The 17,231-nt window shown below is 51.8% G+C and carries 19 protein-coding genes; 9 read left to right on the top strand and 10 right to left on the bottom strand.

Annotated features, from left to right (window positions below; all coding sequences use genetic code 11):
* Positions 1 to 74: 74 nt before the first annotated feature.
* Entirely contained in the window at positions 75 to 566 is a 492-nt protein-coding gene (locus tag M975_RS01745; protein WP_034493706.1) for a YajQ family cyclic di-GMP-binding protein, read from the bottom strand.
* Positions 567 to 693: 127 nt separating this feature from the next.
* On the opposite strand from M975_RS01745, the gene panE reads away from it, so the two are divergent.
* Both panE and yajL read left to right on the top strand, forming a co-directional pair.
* Positions 694 to 1,608 (top strand): 2-dehydropantoate 2-reductase, encoded by a 915-nt coding sequence (gene panE / locus M975_RS01740; RefSeq protein ID WP_064556999.1) that lies wholly within the window; start codon positions 694 to 696, stop codon positions 1,606 to 1,608.
* Entirely contained in the window at positions 1,568 to 2,161 is a 594-nt protein-coding gene (gene yajL / locus M975_RS01735; RefSeq protein WP_064556998.1) for a protein deglycase YajL, read from the top strand. Before panE ends, yajL begins: the two co-directional genes overlap by 41 nt.
* A gap of 96 nt (positions 2,162 to 2,257) precedes the next feature.
* Here the strand turns inward: yajL and thiI are convergent, their stop codons facing one another.
* Positions 2,258 to 3,706 (bottom strand): tRNA uracil 4-sulfurtransferase ThiI, encoded by a 1,449-nt coding sequence (gene thiI, locus M975_RS01730; protein ID WP_064516610.1) that lies wholly within the window; start codon positions 3,704 to 3,706, stop codon positions 2,258 to 2,260.
* A gap of 206 nt (positions 3,707 to 3,912) precedes the next feature.
* Here thiI and xseB point away from each other — a divergent pair, with 206 nt between their 5' ends.
* From xseB to M975_RS01710, 4 genes are read left to right on the top strand one after another with little or no spacing between them, the layout of a single operon-like run.
* Entirely contained in the window at positions 3,913 to 4,155 is a 243-nt protein-coding gene (xseB, locus tag M975_RS01725; protein ID WP_034493701.1) for an exodeoxyribonuclease VII small subunit, read from the top strand.
* Positions 4,156 to 5,055, top strand: coding sequence for a (2E,6E)-farnesyl diphosphate synthase (ispA, locus tag M975_RS01720; protein ID WP_064556997.1), 900 nt, complete (start codon positions 4,156 to 4,158; stop codon positions 5,053 to 5,055).
* Positions 5,056 to 5,081: 26 nt separating this feature from the next.
* Positions 5,082 to 6,944: a 1-deoxy-D-xylulose-5-phosphate synthase gene (gene dxs / locus M975_RS01715; RefSeq protein WP_064556996.1), complete on the top strand. Its 1,863-nt coding sequence runs from the start codon at positions 5,082 to 5,084 to the stop codon at positions 6,942 to 6,944.
* A 54-nt stretch (positions 6,945 to 6,998) separates the two neighbouring features.
* Positions 6,999 to 7,973 carry an aldo/keto reductase gene (locus M975_RS01710; protein ID WP_064556995.1) on the top strand — a complete coding sequence of 325 codons (975 nt, stop codon included), beginning with the start codon at positions 6,999 to 7,001 and terminating at the stop codon, positions 7,971 to 7,973.
* 121 nt (positions 7,974 to 8,094) lie between these two features.
* Here the strand turns inward: M975_RS01710 and pgpA are convergent, their stop codons facing one another.
* The 6 genes from pgpA to nrdR form a co-directional block, all read right to left on the bottom strand.
* Positions 8,095 to 8,601, bottom strand: a complete 507-nt coding sequence (gene pgpA / locus M975_RS01705) for a phosphatidylglycerophosphatase A (protein WP_064556994.1) — start codon at positions 8,599 to 8,601, stop codon at positions 8,095 to 8,097.
* Positions 8,588 to 9,565, bottom strand: a complete 978-nt coding sequence (gene thiL / locus M975_RS01700) for a thiamine-phosphate kinase (RefSeq protein ID WP_064556993.1) — start codon at positions 9,563 to 9,565, stop codon at positions 8,588 to 8,590. The genes pgpA and thiL overlap by 14 nt, the downstream gene beginning before the upstream one ends.
* Positions 9,566 to 9,623: 58 nt before the next feature.
* Entirely contained in the window at positions 9,624 to 10,043 is a 420-nt protein-coding gene (gene nusB, locus M975_RS01695; protein ID WP_034457944.1) for a transcription antitermination factor NusB, read from the bottom strand.
* Positions 10,044 to 10,063: 20 nt separating this feature from the next.
* Positions 10,064 to 10,534: a 6,7-dimethyl-8-ribityllumazine synthase gene (gene ribH / locus M975_RS01690; protein WP_064556992.1), complete on the bottom strand. Its 471-nt coding sequence runs from the start codon at positions 10,532 to 10,534 to the stop codon at positions 10,064 to 10,066.
* A gap of 76 nt (positions 10,535 to 10,610) precedes the next feature.
* Positions 10,611 to 11,729, bottom strand: a complete 1,119-nt coding sequence (gene ribD / locus M975_RS01685; protein WP_064557642.1) for a bifunctional diaminohydroxyphosphoribosylaminopyrimidine deaminase/5-amino-6-(5-phosphoribosylamino)uracil reductase RibD — start codon at positions 11,727 to 11,729, stop codon at positions 10,611 to 10,613.
* A gap of 5 nt (positions 11,730 to 11,734) precedes the next feature.
* Positions 11,735 to 12,184 (bottom strand): transcriptional regulator NrdR, encoded by a 450-nt coding sequence (gene nrdR, locus M975_RS01680; RefSeq protein ID WP_064556991.1) that lies wholly within the window; start codon positions 12,182 to 12,184, stop codon positions 11,735 to 11,737.
* Between the two features lie 151 nt (positions 12,185 to 12,335).
* Between nrdR and M975_RS01675 the strand changes: the two genes are divergently transcribed.
* The 3 genes from M975_RS01675 to M975_RS01665 all read left to right on the top strand — a co-directional run bounded on the left by M975_RS01675 (position 12,336) and on the right by M975_RS01665 (position 14,407).
* Complete coding sequence (locus M975_RS01675) at positions 12,336 to 12,896, top strand: SadB/YajI family lipoprotein (RefSeq protein ID WP_064556990.1); 561 nt, start codon at positions 12,336 to 12,338, stop codon at positions 12,894 to 12,896.
* Positions 12,897 to 13,275: 379 nt separating this feature from the next.
* Positions 13,276 to 14,169, top strand: coding sequence for a nucleoside-specific channel-forming protein Tsx (locus M975_RS01670; protein ID WP_064556989.1), 894 nt, complete (start codon positions 13,276 to 13,278; stop codon positions 14,167 to 14,169).
* Entirely contained in the window at positions 14,153 to 14,407 is a 255-nt protein-coding gene (locus M975_RS01665; protein WP_064556988.1) for a hypothetical protein, read from the top strand. Before M975_RS01670 ends, M975_RS01665 begins: the two co-directional genes overlap by 17 nt.
* On the opposite strand, the gene secF is transcribed toward M975_RS01665, so the two are convergent.
* Together secF and secD are read right to left on the bottom strand one after the other, a co-directional pair.
* Positions 14,394 to 15,365 carry a protein translocase subunit SecF gene (gene secF / locus M975_RS01660; RefSeq protein ID WP_064556987.1) on the bottom strand — a complete coding sequence of 324 codons (972 nt, stop codon included), beginning with the start codon at positions 15,363 to 15,365 and terminating at the stop codon, positions 14,394 to 14,396. The two genes, M975_RS01665 and secF, sit on opposite strands and share 14 nt — an antisense overlap.
* 10 nt (positions 15,366 to 15,375) lie before the next feature.
* Positions 15,376 to 17,223, bottom strand: coding sequence for a protein translocase subunit SecD (gene secD, locus M975_RS01655; RefSeq protein WP_074388303.1), 1,848 nt, complete (start codon positions 17,221 to 17,223; stop codon positions 15,376 to 15,378).
* Positions 17,224 to 17,231: the final 8 nt, after the last annotated feature.

Here is a 17,231-nt window from a genome sequence, read left to right as displayed (position 1 = left end):
CTCTCTCTGAGGGAGAGGGCATTTGCTCGGTTTTCCCCCTCTCCAGGGGGAGAGGGCCGGGGTGAGGGTGTAAATCAGTCGCGGAAGTTTTTAAACTGGAACGGCTGCCCCAAATCACCACCACGAACCAGCGCCATTGCGGCTTGCAGGTCGTCGCGAGATTTACCGGTTACACGCAACTCTTCGCCCTGAATCTGCACCTGAACTTTGGTCTTGCTGTCTTTAATCAGCTTCACAATTTTCTTGGCAATCGCAGCTTCAATGCCCTGCTTGAGCTTCGCTTCTACACTCCAGGTTTTACCGCTGTGCACAAACTCTTCTGGCACATCAATTGAAGCCCCTTCGATACCACGCTTAAGCAGCTTGGCACGAAGAATATCCAACAGTTGGTTGACCTGGAAATCAGACTCACTGGCAACTTTAATGGACTGATTTTTCTCATTCAGTTCAAATGTTGCCGGCACATTACGGAAGTCAAAACGAGTTGCAACCTCACGCTCCGCGTTTTCAATCGCGTTACGCACTTCCTGGATATCAATTTCAGACACAATGTCAAAAGATGGCATGCTTTCTTCTCCCTCTCTTTTTGTTGCGTTGCATAATACCTGCTGGGCGGCGCAAAACAACCCGTTAAAGCAGAAGAGAGCCCTGTATAATATAGATTAAGCCAAACATCTGCTGCCAGGAGGCAATATGAAAATCACCGTACTGGGTTGCGGTGCGCTAGGCCAACTGTGGCTGGCATCACTTTATAAGCAAGGACATGAAGTCCAGGGATGGTTGCGCGTACCGCAGCCTTTTTGCCATGTCAATGTCGTTGAAACCGATGGCAGTGTGTTCAACCAAACGCTTATCGCTAACGATCCTGATTTTCTCGCCAACAGTGATTTGTTGCTGGTGACACTTAAAGCATGGCAGGTTTCTGGCGCTGTAAAAGTTCTGGTAGGAAGACTACCGGCAAACAGCCCAATTTTGCTGCTCCACAACGGTATGGGGACGCTCGAAGAGTTACGCAGCATACATCAACCCATTTTACTGGGCGTCACCACACACGCGGCTCGCCGCGACGGGAACGTGATTATTCACGTTGCCAATGGCATAACGCATATTGGGCCAGGAAATGAGGCGGGTCATCATTTCAGCTATCTCGCCGATACCCTGCACAATGTATTGCCCGAAATAGCCTGGCACGACAACATCCTGCCTGCCAGTTGGAAGAAGCTGGCGGTCAATTGCGTGATTAACCCTCTCACCGCACTCTACAATTGCCCGAATGGTGATTTGCGCCAGCATCAAAATGAAGTCAGCGATATTTGCCACGAAGTCGCGATGGTAATGGAGCGCGAAGGCCACCATACGACGCCGGAAGACCTGCTTTATTACGCCAACCAAGTCATTGAAAGCACGGCGGAAAACATCTCTTCGATGCTTGCAGACGTGCGGGTCGAACGCCACACCGAGATTGATTACATTACTGGTTTTTTACTGCAACGCGCACGCGCACACGGCCTTTTATTGCCAGTGAACAGCCGCTTGTACGAACAAATAAAGCGTAAGGAGAATGAATATGAGCGCTCGAGCACTGGTTTGCCTGGCTCCTGGGACTGAAGAAACCGAAGCCGTCACCACCATTGATCTCCTGGTTCGGGGTGGAATTAGCGTTACCACGGCAAGCGTTGCCAGCGATGGAAATCTGACGATTACCTGTTCACGTGGGGTAAAGCTACTGGCTGATGCACCGCTGGTTGAAGTGGCCGACGGTGAGTTCGATATCATCGTTTTGCCTGGCGGTTTAAAAGGTGCGGAGTGTTTTCGCGACAGTCCACTGCTGGTTGAAACCGTGCGCCAGTTCCATCTTTCAGGCCGTATCGTTGCCGCGATTTGTGCCGCAGCGGGTACGGTTTTGGTTCCGCACGAATTATTCCCAATCGCGAATATGACGGGTTACCCGGGTTTGAAAGAGACTATTCCCGAAGCTCAGTGGCAGGACAAGCGTATTGTGTGGGATCCGCGGGTCAACCTGTTAACCAGCCAGGGGCCGGGGACAGCTATTGATTTTGCGCTGAAGATTATCGACTTGCTGGTGAGCCGTGAAAAAGCCCATGAGGTGTCACAGCAATTGGTATTGGCGGCGGGAATTTACAGTTACCGGGATTACTAAAACCACCCTCTCCCTGGCCCCTGGCCCTCTCCCTGAGGGAGAGGGAATTGCACTTCTCCTTCTCCTGGGGAGAAGGCCGGGATGAGGGCGTAAAATTTAAGCGCGATAAACCTTCACGTTCTCAAAACCTTGCTCACGTAGATACAGCGCCTGCAAACGACTCATCACACCGCGGTCGCACCACAGCAAATAGTTTTTGCTCTGATCCAAATCGCCAAATGCAGTGCTCAGCTTGTAGAACGGCATTGATGCCACTTCCACACCTTCTGGTTTGAATGGCTTATCGTCCTGCTCGTCGATAGAACGGATATCCAGCAGCACGTCATTCGGGCCAAATGCATCAACGGTTTCAACTTCCGTAACGACTTCTTTGCTCTGATTGGCGATTTCACGGATATCGATGTTGCTTGCTTCTTCAATCACGCGATCGAGGATGGAGAAGTCAAAGTTGGCTTCTTCAGCTTCAATCTTCGCTTTCACCGCTTTAACGGTTGGGCTCTTCGAGATAACACCGCAGTATTCCGGCATGGTACGCGCAAAGTCAGCAGTACCAATTTCACGAGCCAGATCGATGATGTGCTCTTTATCGTGAGAGATAAGCGGGCGCAGAATCAACGTATCAGAAACGTTGTCGATTAAACGCAGGTTGGTCAGCGTCTGGCTGGAAACCTGGCCCAGCGCTTCACCGGTCACCAGTGCCTGCACGCCATAGCGTTCAGCAACACGGGACGCAGCGCGCACAAACATACGCTTAAGCACGACGCCCATCTGGCCGTCTTCGACTTTCTCGAGGATTTCGCCAACAACAGGTTCAAAGTTGATCGCCACGAAGCGCACACGGTGGGAGCTGCCAAAACGGTTCCACAGATAGTGAGCAACTTGTTTAACGCCGATTTCGTGCGCAGCACCACCGAGGTTAAAGAAGCAATAGTGCACGCGGCAACCGCGACGCATCAGCATGTAGCTGGAAACACCGGAGTCGAAACCACCGGAGATCAAAGACAGCACATCTTCTTGCGTACCAATCGGGAAACCACCGATACCTTCGTAACGGCCTTTGACCAGCAACAGGCGATCGTTTTCGATTTCCAGATTAACGGTGACTTCTGGTTTAGTCAGTTTTACGCGCGCAGATTCAATGTGTTGATTCAGGCCGCCACCAACATAACGTTCAACTTCAATGGAGCTGAACTCATGTTTACCACGACGTTTTACACGCACGCAGAAGGTTTTGCCTTCCAGTTGATCGCGATAAAGCTCCAGCGCCTGCTCGAAGATATTGTGCAAATCGGTAAACGGCACATCTTCAACTTCCAGAATGTGGTGAATACCGGGAATGCGGGTCAACGCTTCACGAATGGCGATACGCTGATTTTCATCTTTAGCGCGAACTTCAATGTTATCCCAATGGCGAACAACCGCCAGATCTTCATCGTAGTGTTTTAAAACGTTGCGAATGTTCCCGGTGAGCATCTTAATAAAGCGTATGCGCACAGATTGACTCTTGATGGTGATTTCCGGGAACAATTTAATGATAAACTTCATGGCGGCTTAGATTCGTTGATGAGCCAGGCATAATATGAATCATGCGGGCTGGAAGACTTAAAGAACTGCAACGGCGAGTTGCCGCTGCATCCGAGGCGCGCAAGTATATCACTAACCTCTGCTAACCAACATGCTCATGGTTACTTGCTTGTCAGTTTCCGCTACCATTGCAGAGTCGCAAAAATTATTAGAGTCAGACATTCACTATGCCGAAAAAAACCGAAGTCCCAGCCAGTTTTGAAACTGCGCTTGTGGAGCTTGAGCAGATTGTTACTCGTCTGGAGAGCGGAGATTTAGCGCTCGAAGAGGCGTTAAATGAATTTGAGCGTGGGGTGCAGCTTGCACGCCAGGGTCAGGTGAAACTGCAGCAAGCAGAACAACGTGTGCAAATCCTGCTAAACGATAGCGAAGACGCCCCACTCAAGCCTTTTACCCCGGATAACGAGTAAATGGATTTTAACCATCAGTTGCAGGCCCACGCCGAGCGGGCCAACGATGCGCTGCTGCGTTTCCTGGCACCGCTACCGTTTCAGAACACTCCTCTGGTTGAGGCAATGCACTATGGCGCACTATTTGGTGGCAAGAGACTCCGCCCTTTCCTGGTCTACGCGACCGGGGAAATGTTCGGCATAGTGCAAGAAACGCTGGATGCACCTGCTGCGGCAATCGAATGTATCCATGCTTATTCATTGATTCACGATGATTTACCCGCCATGGATGACGACGATTTGCGTCGTGGGCAACCGACTTGTCACATCAAATTCGGTGAAGCAAGTGCCATTTTGGCAGGAGATGCCCTACAAACGTTGGCGTTTTCTATACTAAGTGATGCACCAATGGCGGGCGTGGCGATTGCAGACCGGCTGGCGATGGTAAAAGAACTGGCAACTGCCAGTGGCGTGGCTGGAATGTGTGGCGGCCAGGCGCTTGATCTGGAAGCAGAAGGTAAGCTGGTTGATCTGCAAAGCCTTGAGCGTATTCATCGCCATAAGACAGGGGCGTTAATTCGTGCTGCTGTTCGTCTGGGCGCATTGAGCGCGGGTGAAGCAGGCCGTAACGCCCTGCCATTGCTTGGCCGTTACGCTGAAAGCATTGGGCTGGCATTCCAGGTTCAGGACGATATCCTCGACGTTATTGGTGATACCGCTACACTGGGTAAACGCCAGGGCGCAGACCAGCAGTTGGGTAAAAGTACCTATCCGGCCTTGTTGGGGCTTGAAAATGCCAAAGCTAAAGCTTGGGATCTCTACCAGGATTCTCTCAGGGCGTTGGAAGGCTTGGCTCGCCAGTCGTTAGACACAACAGCACTGGAAGCGTTAGCGAGCTATATAATCCAACGTGATAAATAATTAATAACACCACGATGAGTTTCTTAATGAGTTTTGATATTGCCAAATACCCGACCCTCGCACTGGTGGAATCAGCCCCTGAGCTACGCCTGTTGCCAAAAGAGAGCTTACCGAAACTTTGTGACGAGCTGCGTCGTTACCTGCTCGATAGCGTAAGCCGTTCCAGCGGGCACTTTGCCTCTGGCCTTGGCACGGTAGAACTGACCGTGGCGCTTCACTATGTGTATAACACGCCGTTCGACCAGTTAATCTGGGATGTCGGTCATCAGGCTTATCCGCATAAAATCATTACTGGCCGTCGTGACAAAATTGGCACTATCCGCCAGAAAGGTGGCTTGCATCCCTTCCCGTGGCGCGCCGAGAGCGAATATGACGTATTGAGCGTGGGTCACTCGTCCACCTCAATCAGTGCGGGAATTGGTATCGCAGTAGCCGCTGGCAAAGAAGGCAAAGAGCGTCGCACCGTTTGCGTCATTGGTGATGGCGCAATCACCGCGGGTATGGCGTTTGAAGCGATGAACCATGCAGGTGACATTCGCCCGAACATGCTGGTTATTCTCAACGACAACGAAATGTCGATTTCCGAGAATGTCGGTGCGCTGAACAACCACCTCGCGCAGCTGCTTTCCGGCAAACTCTACTCTTCGCTGCGTGAAGGCGGGAAAAAAGTGTTCTCCGGCGTGCCGCCGATTAAAGAATTACTCAAGCGCACCGAAGAGCATTTAAAAGGCATGGTCGTGCCGGGCACATTGTTTGAAGAGCTGGGCTTTAACTATATTGGCCCGGTTGACGGGCATGATGTTGTGGGCCTTGTGAATACGCTGAAGAACATGCGTGACCTGAACGGGCCGCAGTTCCTGCACATCATGACCAAAAAAGGTCGTGGCTACGCGCCTGCTGAAAAAGACCCGATTAGCTTCCACGCGGTGCCTAAATTTGACCCGCAAAGCGGCACGCTGCCGAAAGCGGCGGGCGGCCTGCCGAGCTATTCGAAAATCTTCGGTAACTGGTTATGCGAAACCGCAGCCAAAGACGACAAACTGATGGCTGTCACGCCTGCAATGCGTGAAGGTTCCGGCATGGTGGAGTTTTCACGCCAGTATCCGTCGCAATATTTTGATGTCGCGATTGCCGAACAGCACGCAGTAACATTTGCGGCTGGCCTCGCCATTGGCGGTTACAAACCGGTTGTCGCCATTTACTCGACCTTCCTGCAACGCGCATACGATCAGGTGATTCACGACGTCGCCATCCAGAAGTTGCCGGTGTTGTTTGCCATCGACCGTGCGGGAATTGTTGGCGCGGACGGGCAAACTCACCAGGGCGCGTTTGATATCTCCTTCCTGCGCTGCATTCCAGAAATGGTCATCATGACGCCAAGTGATGAAAACGAATGCCGCCAGATGCTGCATACCGGCTATCACTACAACGACGGCCCATCCGCGGTGCGTTATCCGCGTGGCAACGGCACTGGTGCTGAGTTGCAGCCGCTGGAATCCTTGCCAATCGGTAAAGGCGTGAAGAAACGTGCGGGTGAAAATATCGCCCTGCTGAACTTCGGCACTTTGTTGCCAGAAGCTGAAGCGGTTGCGCAGTCATTGAACGCAACGCTCGTCGATATGCGTTTTGTGAAACCACTGGATGAAGCACTGATTCTTGAACTGGCCGCCAGCCATGAATCGTTAGTGACCATTGAAGAGAATGCCATTATCGGTGGTGCGGGTAGCGGTGTGAATGAAGTGCTGATGGCAAACCGTAAAGTGGTTCCGGTTCTCAATCTCGGTCTGCCGGATTATTTTATCCCGCAAGGCACCCAGGAAGAAGCGCGTGCGGCTATCGGCCTGGATGCTCCGGGCATGGAAGCGAAGATTCGCGACTGGCTTAAATAATCCCCTTCTCCACTCCTGCTATGCTTAAAGAACCTGAATAGCCGGAGTGGAACCATGCAATACAACACGTTAGGAAAAACAGACCTCAAAGTTTCCCGCCTTTGCCTGGGTTGCATGACCTTTGGTGAGCCAGACCGTGGCAAACACGCCTGGACGCTTCCCCAAGAAAGCAGCCGCCTCATCATCAAACACGCCATCGATAACGGCATTAATTTCTTTGATACCGCCAATAGCTATTCTGACGGTAGCAGCGAAGAGATTGTCGGGCATGCTCTTAAAGACTTCATGCGCCGCGAAGATGCCGTGCTGGCTACCAAGGTTTACCATCAGGTCGGAGATTTGGCTGAAGGCTTGTCACGAGCACAGATTATGCGTTCGATTGATGACAGCTTGCGCCGCCTGGGAACCGATTATGTCGATCTGCTGCAAATCCACCGCTGGGACTACAACACGCCTATTGAAGAAACGCTTGAAGCGCTAAACGATGTGGTGAAAGCGGGTAAAGCACGTTATATCGGCGCATCGTCCATGCACAGCTCCCAGTTTGCACAGGCGCTAGCATTGCAGGATCAACATGGCTGGGCGCGTTTCGTCACCATGCAGGATCACTACAATCTGATCTATCGTGAAGAAGAGCTCGATATGCTGCCGTTGTGCTACGAACAAGGGATCGCCGTGATCCCCTGGAGCCCGCTTGCGCGCGGCAAGTTGACTCGTCCATGGGGTAATACCACAGCGCGTTCAGTCTCTGATGAGTTTGGTAAAACACTGTACGAAGGAAGCCACGATAACGATGCGATGATTGCTGAACGCCTGGCGAATGTTGCCGATGATAAAGGCGTGTCTCGGGCGCAGGTCGCGCTGGCATGGCTGCTGAGTAAGCCGGGGATTGCCGCGCCGATTATCGGCACCTCGCGTGAGCACCAACTGGATGATTTACTGGGTGCAGTGGATTTAACGCTAAAACCTGAAGAGATTGCCGAGCTTGAGATGGTTTATGAACGGCATGAAAAGGTTGGATTTAAGTAACGCCCTCACCCTCTCCCCCAGGAGAGGGAACTGTACGGTTTTCTCCCTCCCGCATGAGAGGGAATGGTGCGGTTTTCACCCTCTCCCTCTGGGAGAGGGCCGGGGTGAGGGTGAGTTCAAATCAGAATAAACCAATCGGCCAGTGGTGCCCAATCAGGTAAAGAATTCCCGCAGAAAGAATCCCCGCGATAATATCGTCCACCATAATTCCCATCCCGCCGTGAACATTACGGTCAAACCAGCGGATCGGCCACGGCTTCCAGATATCGAGGATACGGAAAATCAAGAACCCTGCGGCAACCCAACGCCAGTCATTGATAGGCAATGCCATCAGGGTAATCCACATGCCGATGAACTCATCCCACACGATACTGCCATGGTCATGTACGCCCATGTCCCGTGCGGTCTGGTGGCAAAGGTAAACACCGATACAAATCCCGAACATCACCACCAGCGAATAAAGCTGCCACGGTAAAAATGTCATGCCGTACCAGAATGGGATCGCGGCAAGCGAACCCATTGTGCCAGGCATTATCGGGCTTAATCCGCTACCAAAACCGATCGCGAGCAAATGCCAGGGATTACTCAGCTTCAGGCGGCTCTTAGCCACATCTTTAGAGCGAGGCAAAGTGATCGTATCCTTTTAAATCCAGCGTGACCGGTTTGCCATTTTGCATGAACTGCAGCCCTTCAGACTCAGGTGCAACCTGGCCGATGCAGGTAAATGGAATGCCCAGATTGCCAATGGCTACATCCAGTGCACCACGGTTAATTTCTGGCACCGTAAAGCAAAGCTCGTAGTCTTCGCCACCAGAAAGCGCCCATTGCAACGCAAGTTCAGCGCTAACGTTCGCTTTAATGGCTTCCGAATACGGCAGAGCGTCGAGATCGATACGCGCTCCGCACTCGCTGGCTTTAAGGATATGACCCAAATCGGAAATTAGCCCGTCTGACAGGTCAATGGCGCTGCTCGCCAAATCACGTAATGCCTGGCCGTGCAAAATTCGCGGCGTCGGTCGCAAATGGCGTTTTTTCAGATATGCCGCTTGTACGGAATCTTTAACCACTAAGCGATCCTGCAAAATAGCCAGGCCAGCTGCGCTGTCGCCCGGCGTACCCGTGACGTAAATCCAGTCACCCGGCCGCGCGCCACTTCGTTTAAGCGCACGCCCCGCAGGCACCAGGCCGTGAATACCCAGCGTCATCGCGAGCGGACCACGAGTGGTGTCGCCGCCGATAAGCTGCATATCGTAGTATTCGAGTTGTTCAAACAGACTGTCGCTGAAGGCTTCAAGCCAGCTTTCATCGACTTCAGGAAGGGTAATCGCCAGCGTCAGCCAGGCCGGGTCGGCGCCCATAGCAGCCAAATCGCTTAAATTAACCGCCAGAGCTTTGTAGCCCAAATCGCGAGGGTCAATATCCGGCAGGAAGTGGATGCCTGAGACTAGCGTATCGGTGCTAATCGCTAACAGTTGCTTCTCGGCTACCGTCAGCAATGCACAATCATCGCCGATTCCGGTTTCCACATCGCGACGAGAACTGCTTATGCGATCAAAATAACGGGCAATTAAGGAAAATTCACCGCATGCCATGCGTTATGCCTATGAATGAAATAGATAAAGAACAGGCCGGGATTAACCGGCCAGAAGATTACTTTTTGCGGGGACGAATCTGTGGAGCAGCTTTATCAAGCACACCATTGACGAACTTGTGGCTGTCTTCGGCACCGAAGGTTTTCGCAAGATCAATAGCTTCGTTGATTGCCACTTTATATGGCACGTCATCACGTTTAGCCAATTCAAACAGCGCGATACGCAGAACCGCTTTTTCTACCTGACCCAACTCTTCGAGCTGGCGAGACAGGTAAGGCTTCATTAGCCCATCCAGATACGCGCTGTTAGTAGCCACCCCGACCAACAGTTCGCGGAAGTAGTTAACGTCAACGTCTTTGACGTCCTGTTCAGCCAGGAACTGATATTCGACATCAGCGATGTCATTTCGAGATAACTGCCAGGAGTATAGCGCCTGAACGGCACACTCACGGGCACGGCGACGAGCAGCAGGTTTCACAGATTTCCCCTTACAAAAAATCAGGCCTTGATGGCTTTCAATACATTAATCATTTCAAGCGCGGTCAGTGCAGCTTCTGCACCTTTGTTACCGGCTTTTGTGCCAGCGCGTTCGATGGCTTGTTCAATACTTTCGGTGGTCAGTACGCCAAAGGCGACTGGAATACCACTTTCCTGCGCAACATGTGCCAGGCCATTGCTGGCACCACCAGCAACATATTCAAAGTGAGCTGTGCCGCCACGGATAACCGTACCCAGCGCAATAATCGCGTCGTAACGACTGGTTTTCGCCAGTGCGTCAGCCGCAAGTGGCAGCTCATAAGCACCCGGAACCCAGACCACGGTGATGTTTTCATCTTTAACCTGGCCGATACGTTTCAGGGCGTCAATCGCACCATCCAACAGGCTGTCATTGATGAAGTTGTTAAAACGCGCGATGGTGATGGCGACGCGAGCGTCTGGAGTAGCAACGGCTGCTTCAATAATGTTCATAATCTTCCTTTACGGGTTCTGTTTAGCCCCGTGGGGGGGCGGATTTTATCATAAACTTTTCGTGCCCGCTTACGTTTTACGAGCGAGCGTAGCGCGGCGTCAAATGCAGGCACAAATCAGGGCCAACCTGACGGACTTCACTAAAGCTAAACTCGGGTGCATCGGCTAATTTTTCAAGCCCTGGCAAGTTGCATAAACCACGTGCATCTGTGCCCAATAATTTCGGTGCCACGTAAACGATCAGTTCATCGACCAGGCCCGCCTGAAGCAGCGCACCGCCAAGTGTTGCGCCCGCTTCTACCCAGATAGAGTTGACCTGGCGTTTACCCAGCAACATCATCATCACCACCAGATCAAGGTGGCCGTTATGCTCCGGTACGATAAACTGCTCCACGCCTTCAGGCCAGGTTTGCCCATCAGCTTTACAGCGTGCAAGCCAGGTTTCCCCCGACTGAGCGATGATTTTATGCTGTGGTGTCACGCTATTTTCGCGGTCGAGAATAATACGTATTGGCTGGCGTAAGTCGTCTTCGGCATAAAGCGCCTGAGTCGCGCTGCCTAATTCATTCCAGCGGACGTTCAGCGAAGGGTTATCTGCCAGCACCGTCGCGCTGCTGCTAAGAATCGCGGCACTTTGTGCTCGTAGTCGCTGCACATCACGGCGTGATTGCGCAGAAGTAATCCACTGACTTTCACCACTGGCCATCGCGGTGCGGCCATCAAGCGACGCACCCAGCTTGAGTTGAATATACGGGAAGCCAGTACGCATGCGTTTCAGGAAGCCACGATTCAGCGCTTCGGCTTCATTCATCATCAAACCGTGGCTCACCTCGATTCCTGCCTGTTGCAGGCGGTACAAACCACGCCCCGCAACTTGCGGGTTCGGGTCTTGCATCGCGGCAACCACACGCGAAACACCCGCAGCGATTAATGCGTCGCAGCATGGCGGCGTGCGCCCATGGTGGCTGCAAGGCTCAAGCGTAACGTAGGCTGTGGCACCACGCGCTTTTTCACCCGCCATGCGCAGAGCATGTACTTCCGCATGGGGTTCACCGGCGCGAAAGTGAAAACCTTCACCGACGATTTCGCCATCTTTGGCAATTACGCAGCCGACATTGGGGTTCGGCATGGTGGTGAAACGCCCGCGCTTTGCTAATTGCAAAGCATGCGCCATAAATTTTTCATCCAGTGACATCAGCATCAATCCTGTAAGCGGGCAATTTCTTCGCCAAATTCGCGGATATCTTCAAAGCTGCGATAAACCGAGGCGAAGCGGATATAGGCCACTTTATCGAGTTTTTTAAGCTGTTCCATCACCAGGTTGCCAACCATTTTGCTTGGCACTTCACGTTCGCCAGTACCACGCAGATGGGATTTGATGTGGTTTACGGCCATTTCTACGTCGTCAGAACTCACCGGGCGTTTTTCCAGCGCTTTTAGAATACCGCTGCGCAGCTTGTCTTCATTAAACGGCTCACGGACATCATTGCTTTTTACAACGCGGGGCATCACCAGCTCCGCCACTTCAAAAGTCGTGAAACGTTCGTGACAAACCAGGCACTGACGGCGGCGACGCACGGATGACCCTTCGCCGACAAGCCGGGAATCAATCACTTTGGTGTCTACTGCGAAACAGAATGGGCAATGCATGGCGCGTCCTGAAGGATTATTCAAATGAACAATAGTTTACCGCGAAGTCGCGGGAGTACAAAGGCAACGCCGCCACATCCTGATAAATATGACTTTTCACAAGCAGCGAGCTACGCTTAAATCAGGATGAAACTTTAAGGAAAAATTAGCGATGACAAAGAGTTACCTAAGAATTATCCTGGTTACCAGCCTGGTGAGCCTCAGCGCCTGTGCGCAGCAAACTGAAGTACGCCAAATGAAAAGTGAGGTGGGGTCTTTAAATAAAGAAATGACCCAGCTTACCGACCAGACCGTTAAGCTAACGCAGCAAAATGCGCTCAACGCCAAATCAACCACCGGCGTCTATTTGTTACCGGGTTCGAAAACACCAGCACGCCTGAACAGCAAACTGGGCAATTTGCAAATGTCGCTGAGCAGCCTTACCCCGGAAGCAAACGGCAGTCGAGTGATGCTTATCATCAAAGGCGAATCTAACGATCCCCTCCCCGCTTTCACCGGAAAAGTGGAATGGGGGCAAATTCAGGGCACCACCGATAATTACCAGGAAGTGAACGTCCAGTCACAACAAATCAGTGCGCCAGCGAGCGTGCTGGCACCGAGCGATGTCAGTATTCCATTGCTCCTTTCCGGTCTTTCACCGACACAGCCAGGTTTTGTGCGCATTCACGATATCCAGCCAGTTGACCCTGCTCAGGCATTACCCACCCAGTAATAAACAATTACCCCTGCAGTTTCAGGGGTAACCCTCAGTAACATTTGCTTTTTTTGTTACAACTCAGCGAATTAAGTGCGATGAAAACCCTGTGCGTCAGATAATAAATCCAGTGATCTTAGTCACATATATCTGTAACAGAGGACCATCTATTTGCTTAAATTTAAGAAGCAGGTAGAATCTCGCCCGTTTTTAATGTGCGCAAACGTGAACGCAATCGATTACGCACTTGTTGATAATGTGAAATGAAACATATTTTTGTGAGCAGGGATTTCTATAATAGGCGCGTCAATAAAAAACCAGCTGAATGGTAGATGACCCCCAGGTGATAACGCACCTCCTGCCCTCACGGGAATCATGTAAAACAGTGGCATATAAAATGAAAAAAATTATTTTGGCGGCTAGCACCGTCCTCGCGCTTTCAAGCTCTTTCACGGCACACGCCGACGATACTAAAAACTCTGAGTACGTTTCCGACTGGTGGCACCAGAGCGTTAACGTGGTGGGCAGCTACCACACTCGCTTCGGGCCAAAACTGACCAACGACGTTTATCTGGAATATGAAGCGTTCGCTAAAAAAGATTGGTTAGATTTCTACGGTTACATCGATATTCCAAAAACCTTCAAGTGGGGCAACGGCAACGATAAGGGCATCTGGGATGACGGTTCTCGTATGTTTATGGAGATCGAACCGCGCTTCTCTATCGACAAGCTGACCGGCACCAGCCTGGCGTTTGGTCCATTTAAAGAATGGTATATCGCGAACAACTATATCTACGATATGGGTGCTCACGGCGACGACGCCAGCAAGCAAAACACCTGGTACATGGGTCTGGGCACCGATATCGACACCGGTCTGCCGATGAGCCTGTCTTTGAACGTGTATGCAAAATACCAGTGGCAGAACTATGGCGCATCTAACGAAAACCAGTGGGATGGCTACCGCTTTAAAGTGAAATACTTTGTACCGATTACTTCCCTGTGGGGCGGTAACCTGAGCTACATCGGTTTCACCAACTTCGATTGGGGTTCAGATCTGGGCGATGACAACTTCATCGATAACAACGGCAAGCACGCCCGTACCAGCAACTCTATCGCTTCCAGCCACATCCTGGCGCTGAACTACGATCACTGGCACTACTCTGTAGTGGCTCGTTACTGGCACAACGGTGGTCAGTGGGCGGATAATGCCAGCCTGAACTTCGGCGATGGTGATTTCAACGTGCGCTCTACCGGTTGGGGTGGTTACTTCGTGGTTGGTTACAACTTCTGATAACCGTCTGATTGAGATAAAAGCCGATCCGCTATTAGCCGATCGGCTTTTTTATTTCTGGCAGGCAGCCGTCTTTTTGCTGCAACTGAATAAAATCGGCCAGCGAACGATCGGGCCGCTCCGAAAAATGCAGCCCCGTGGGGGCCACAGACAAACAGCGATCCAGGCGAAAAAAAACCGCAGCACCATGGCTGCGGATTTAGCTTTCAGCGAAACCTTAAAGGTTAAGGCAGAATAGACGGCTGATCCGCACCTTCTTTTTCCACTTTCTGCTGCAACATGTGCTCGCGCTTCATGCCTAGCTTCAACGCCAGCGCGGACGCGACGTAGATGGAAGAAACCGTACCGATAGAAACACCGATAAGCATCGTCAGTGAGAAGCCTTTCAGCATCGCCCCACCGAAGAGGTACAGCATCAGAATCACAACCAATGTGGTACCGGAGGTGATCAACGTACGATGCAGCGTCTGCGTCAAAGAAACGTTGAAGATCTCGTAAGGCGTCCCGCGGCGAATCTTGCGGAAGTTTTCACGGATACGGTCCGAAACCACGATACTGTCGTTTAGTGAGTAACCGATAACCGACATCAACGATGCGACGATGGTCAGGTCAATCTCAATATGGAATAACGACAGTACGCCAAGGGTAATGACCACGTCGTGCATCAGCGCGATAACCACACCGGCTGCCAGGCGCCACTCAAAGCGGAAGCCTACATATACCAGGATGGAGATCAGTGCCGCCAGCAGTGCCAGAGCACCGTTCTGAGCCAGGTCAGCACCAACACTTGGGCCGACGAACTCAATACGTTTTACGCCGGCGTTCTGGCTGGTCGCTTCGTTAATCACCTTAACAACCTGGCTACCCAATACCTGACCACCGGTTTCCCCGTGGGCAGGTGGCATGCGTACCATGATGTCGCGGCTGCTACCAAAATTCTGAACCAGCGGATCCTTGAACCCAGCTTTCTCCAGTGCGCCACGCATCATGTCTAAATCAGCTGGTTTTTCCAGCGAGATTTCGATGACCGTACCGCCGGTGAAATCCAGACCCCAGTTAAAACCTTTCACGCCGATAATGGCGATAGAAACGATTAACAGGAAGCCGGAGATACCGAAAGCCCAGAAATCCCAGCGCATAAAGTCATGGACTCTACGGCCGTGGTTCAATTGTTCAACAGTATATTCCTGTGCCACAACGCACTCCTCAGATAGACAGCTTGTTGATGCGTTTGCCGCCGTACAACAGGTTTACGATGGCACGGGTACCGACGATTGCGGTAAACATGGACGTCGCCACACCAATACCGGTTGTGATCGCAAAGCCTTTAATTGCCCCGGTGCCTACGGCATACAGGATGATGACCTTGATAAGCGTCGTAATGTTAGCATCGAAAATAGAGCTGAACGCCCCCTGATAGCCTTCATGGATTGCCTGCTGTACCGAGCGCCCGTTACTAAGTTCTTCCTTAATACGTTCGTTTATCAGTACGTTAGCATCCACCGCGACCGCAAGGGTTAACACGATCCCCGCTATCCCCGGCATGGTGAGTGTCGCCCCTGGCAGCAGGGACATAATCCCTACGATCATGACAAGGTTAACCAGCAATGCTGAAGTCGCAATCAAGCCAAACTTCTTATAGAAGAACAGCATAAAGATGATTGAAACAGCCAGACCAGCCAGACACGCTTCCAGACCTTGCTTGATGTTTTCCATACCCAGCGTTGGGCCGATGGTACGCTCTTCAACAATCTGAATTGGCGCAATCAGAGCACCAGCACGCAGCAGCAGAGAAAGCTGACGCGCTTCGTTCGGGTTGCTGATACCGGTGATACGGAAGCTGTTACCCAGACGTGACTGAATGTTCGCCACGTTAATAACTTCTTCTTGTTTCGCCAGAATCGAACGACCGGTTGCATCTTTCTTACCGCTGTCTTTGTATTCCACAAACAGGGTCGCCATCGGCTTACCGATGTTGTCCTTGGTGAAATTAGACATGATGTTACCGCCAGCGCTATCGAGTGAAATATTCACCTGAGCCTGGTTGTATTCATCAGTGCTGGAAGTCGAGTCAGTGATGTGGTCACCGGTCAGAATCACACGCTTGTACAAGACAACCGGTTGACCTTCACGGGTGTTTTTCACTTCAGAGTCACCCGGCACACGTCCGGAAGCGGCAGCAGAAGCATCCACATTAGTGTTAACCAGACGGAATTCGAGCGTTGCGGTCGCGCCAAGAATTTCCTTCGCACGTGCCGTGTCCTGAATACCTGGCAGTTCAACGACGATGCGATCCGCACCCTGACGTTGTACCAGAGGCTCAGCCACACCCAATTGGTTTACACGGTTACGCAGGATATTAATGTTCTGCTGAACAGCATATTCACGCGCTTCGCTCAGGCGAGCATCCGTCATTACAGCACGCAATGCATTGTTACCCTGGCTTGAAATAACCAGATCACGATGGCGTGGAGTTAAATAAGAGATAGCGTCATCACGCGCTTTGCCGTCACGGAAGACAACGTTAACACCGTAGTTATCGGCTTTACGCACGTTGGTGTAAACAATGCTTTTATCGCGCAGATCGGTACGCAGGTTATCAATGGTTTGCTCCTGAAGCTTACTCAGGGCTGTGTCCATATCGACTTCCATCAGGAAGTGCACGCCACCACGCAGGTCAAGACCGAGTTTCATCGGCTCTGCGGAAATTGCGGATAACCAACGAGGAGTTGCCGCAGCGAGGTTAAGTGCAACGACATATTTGTCGCCTAATACGCCCATCAGCGCTTCACGAGCGCGCAGCTGCGTATCAGTGGTGTCAAAGCGTGCAAGTATCGCACCCTCAGCCAGGGACACAGACTTAGCGGTGATCTTTTCTTCGTTTAAGGTGTTCTGGACCTGGATCAGCGTTTGCTCACTGGCGGCGACGCCGCGCGCGCCAGTGATCTGAACTGCCGGATCCTCACCATATAGGTTGGGAAGTGCGTATAGCAGACCGACGACGAACACGACGATCAGCATGATGTACTTCCACAAAGGATAGCGGTTTAGCACGGTAGTTC

Source organism: Buttiauxella brennerae ATCC 51605, from assembly GCF_001654925.1.
GTDB classification, from domain to species: domain Bacteria; phylum Pseudomonadota; class Gammaproteobacteria; order Enterobacterales; family Enterobacteriaceae; genus Buttiauxella; species Buttiauxella brennerae.
The sequence above is the reverse complement of the archived record's forward strand: the minus strand, read 5'-3'. Positions and strand labels throughout refer to the sequence as shown.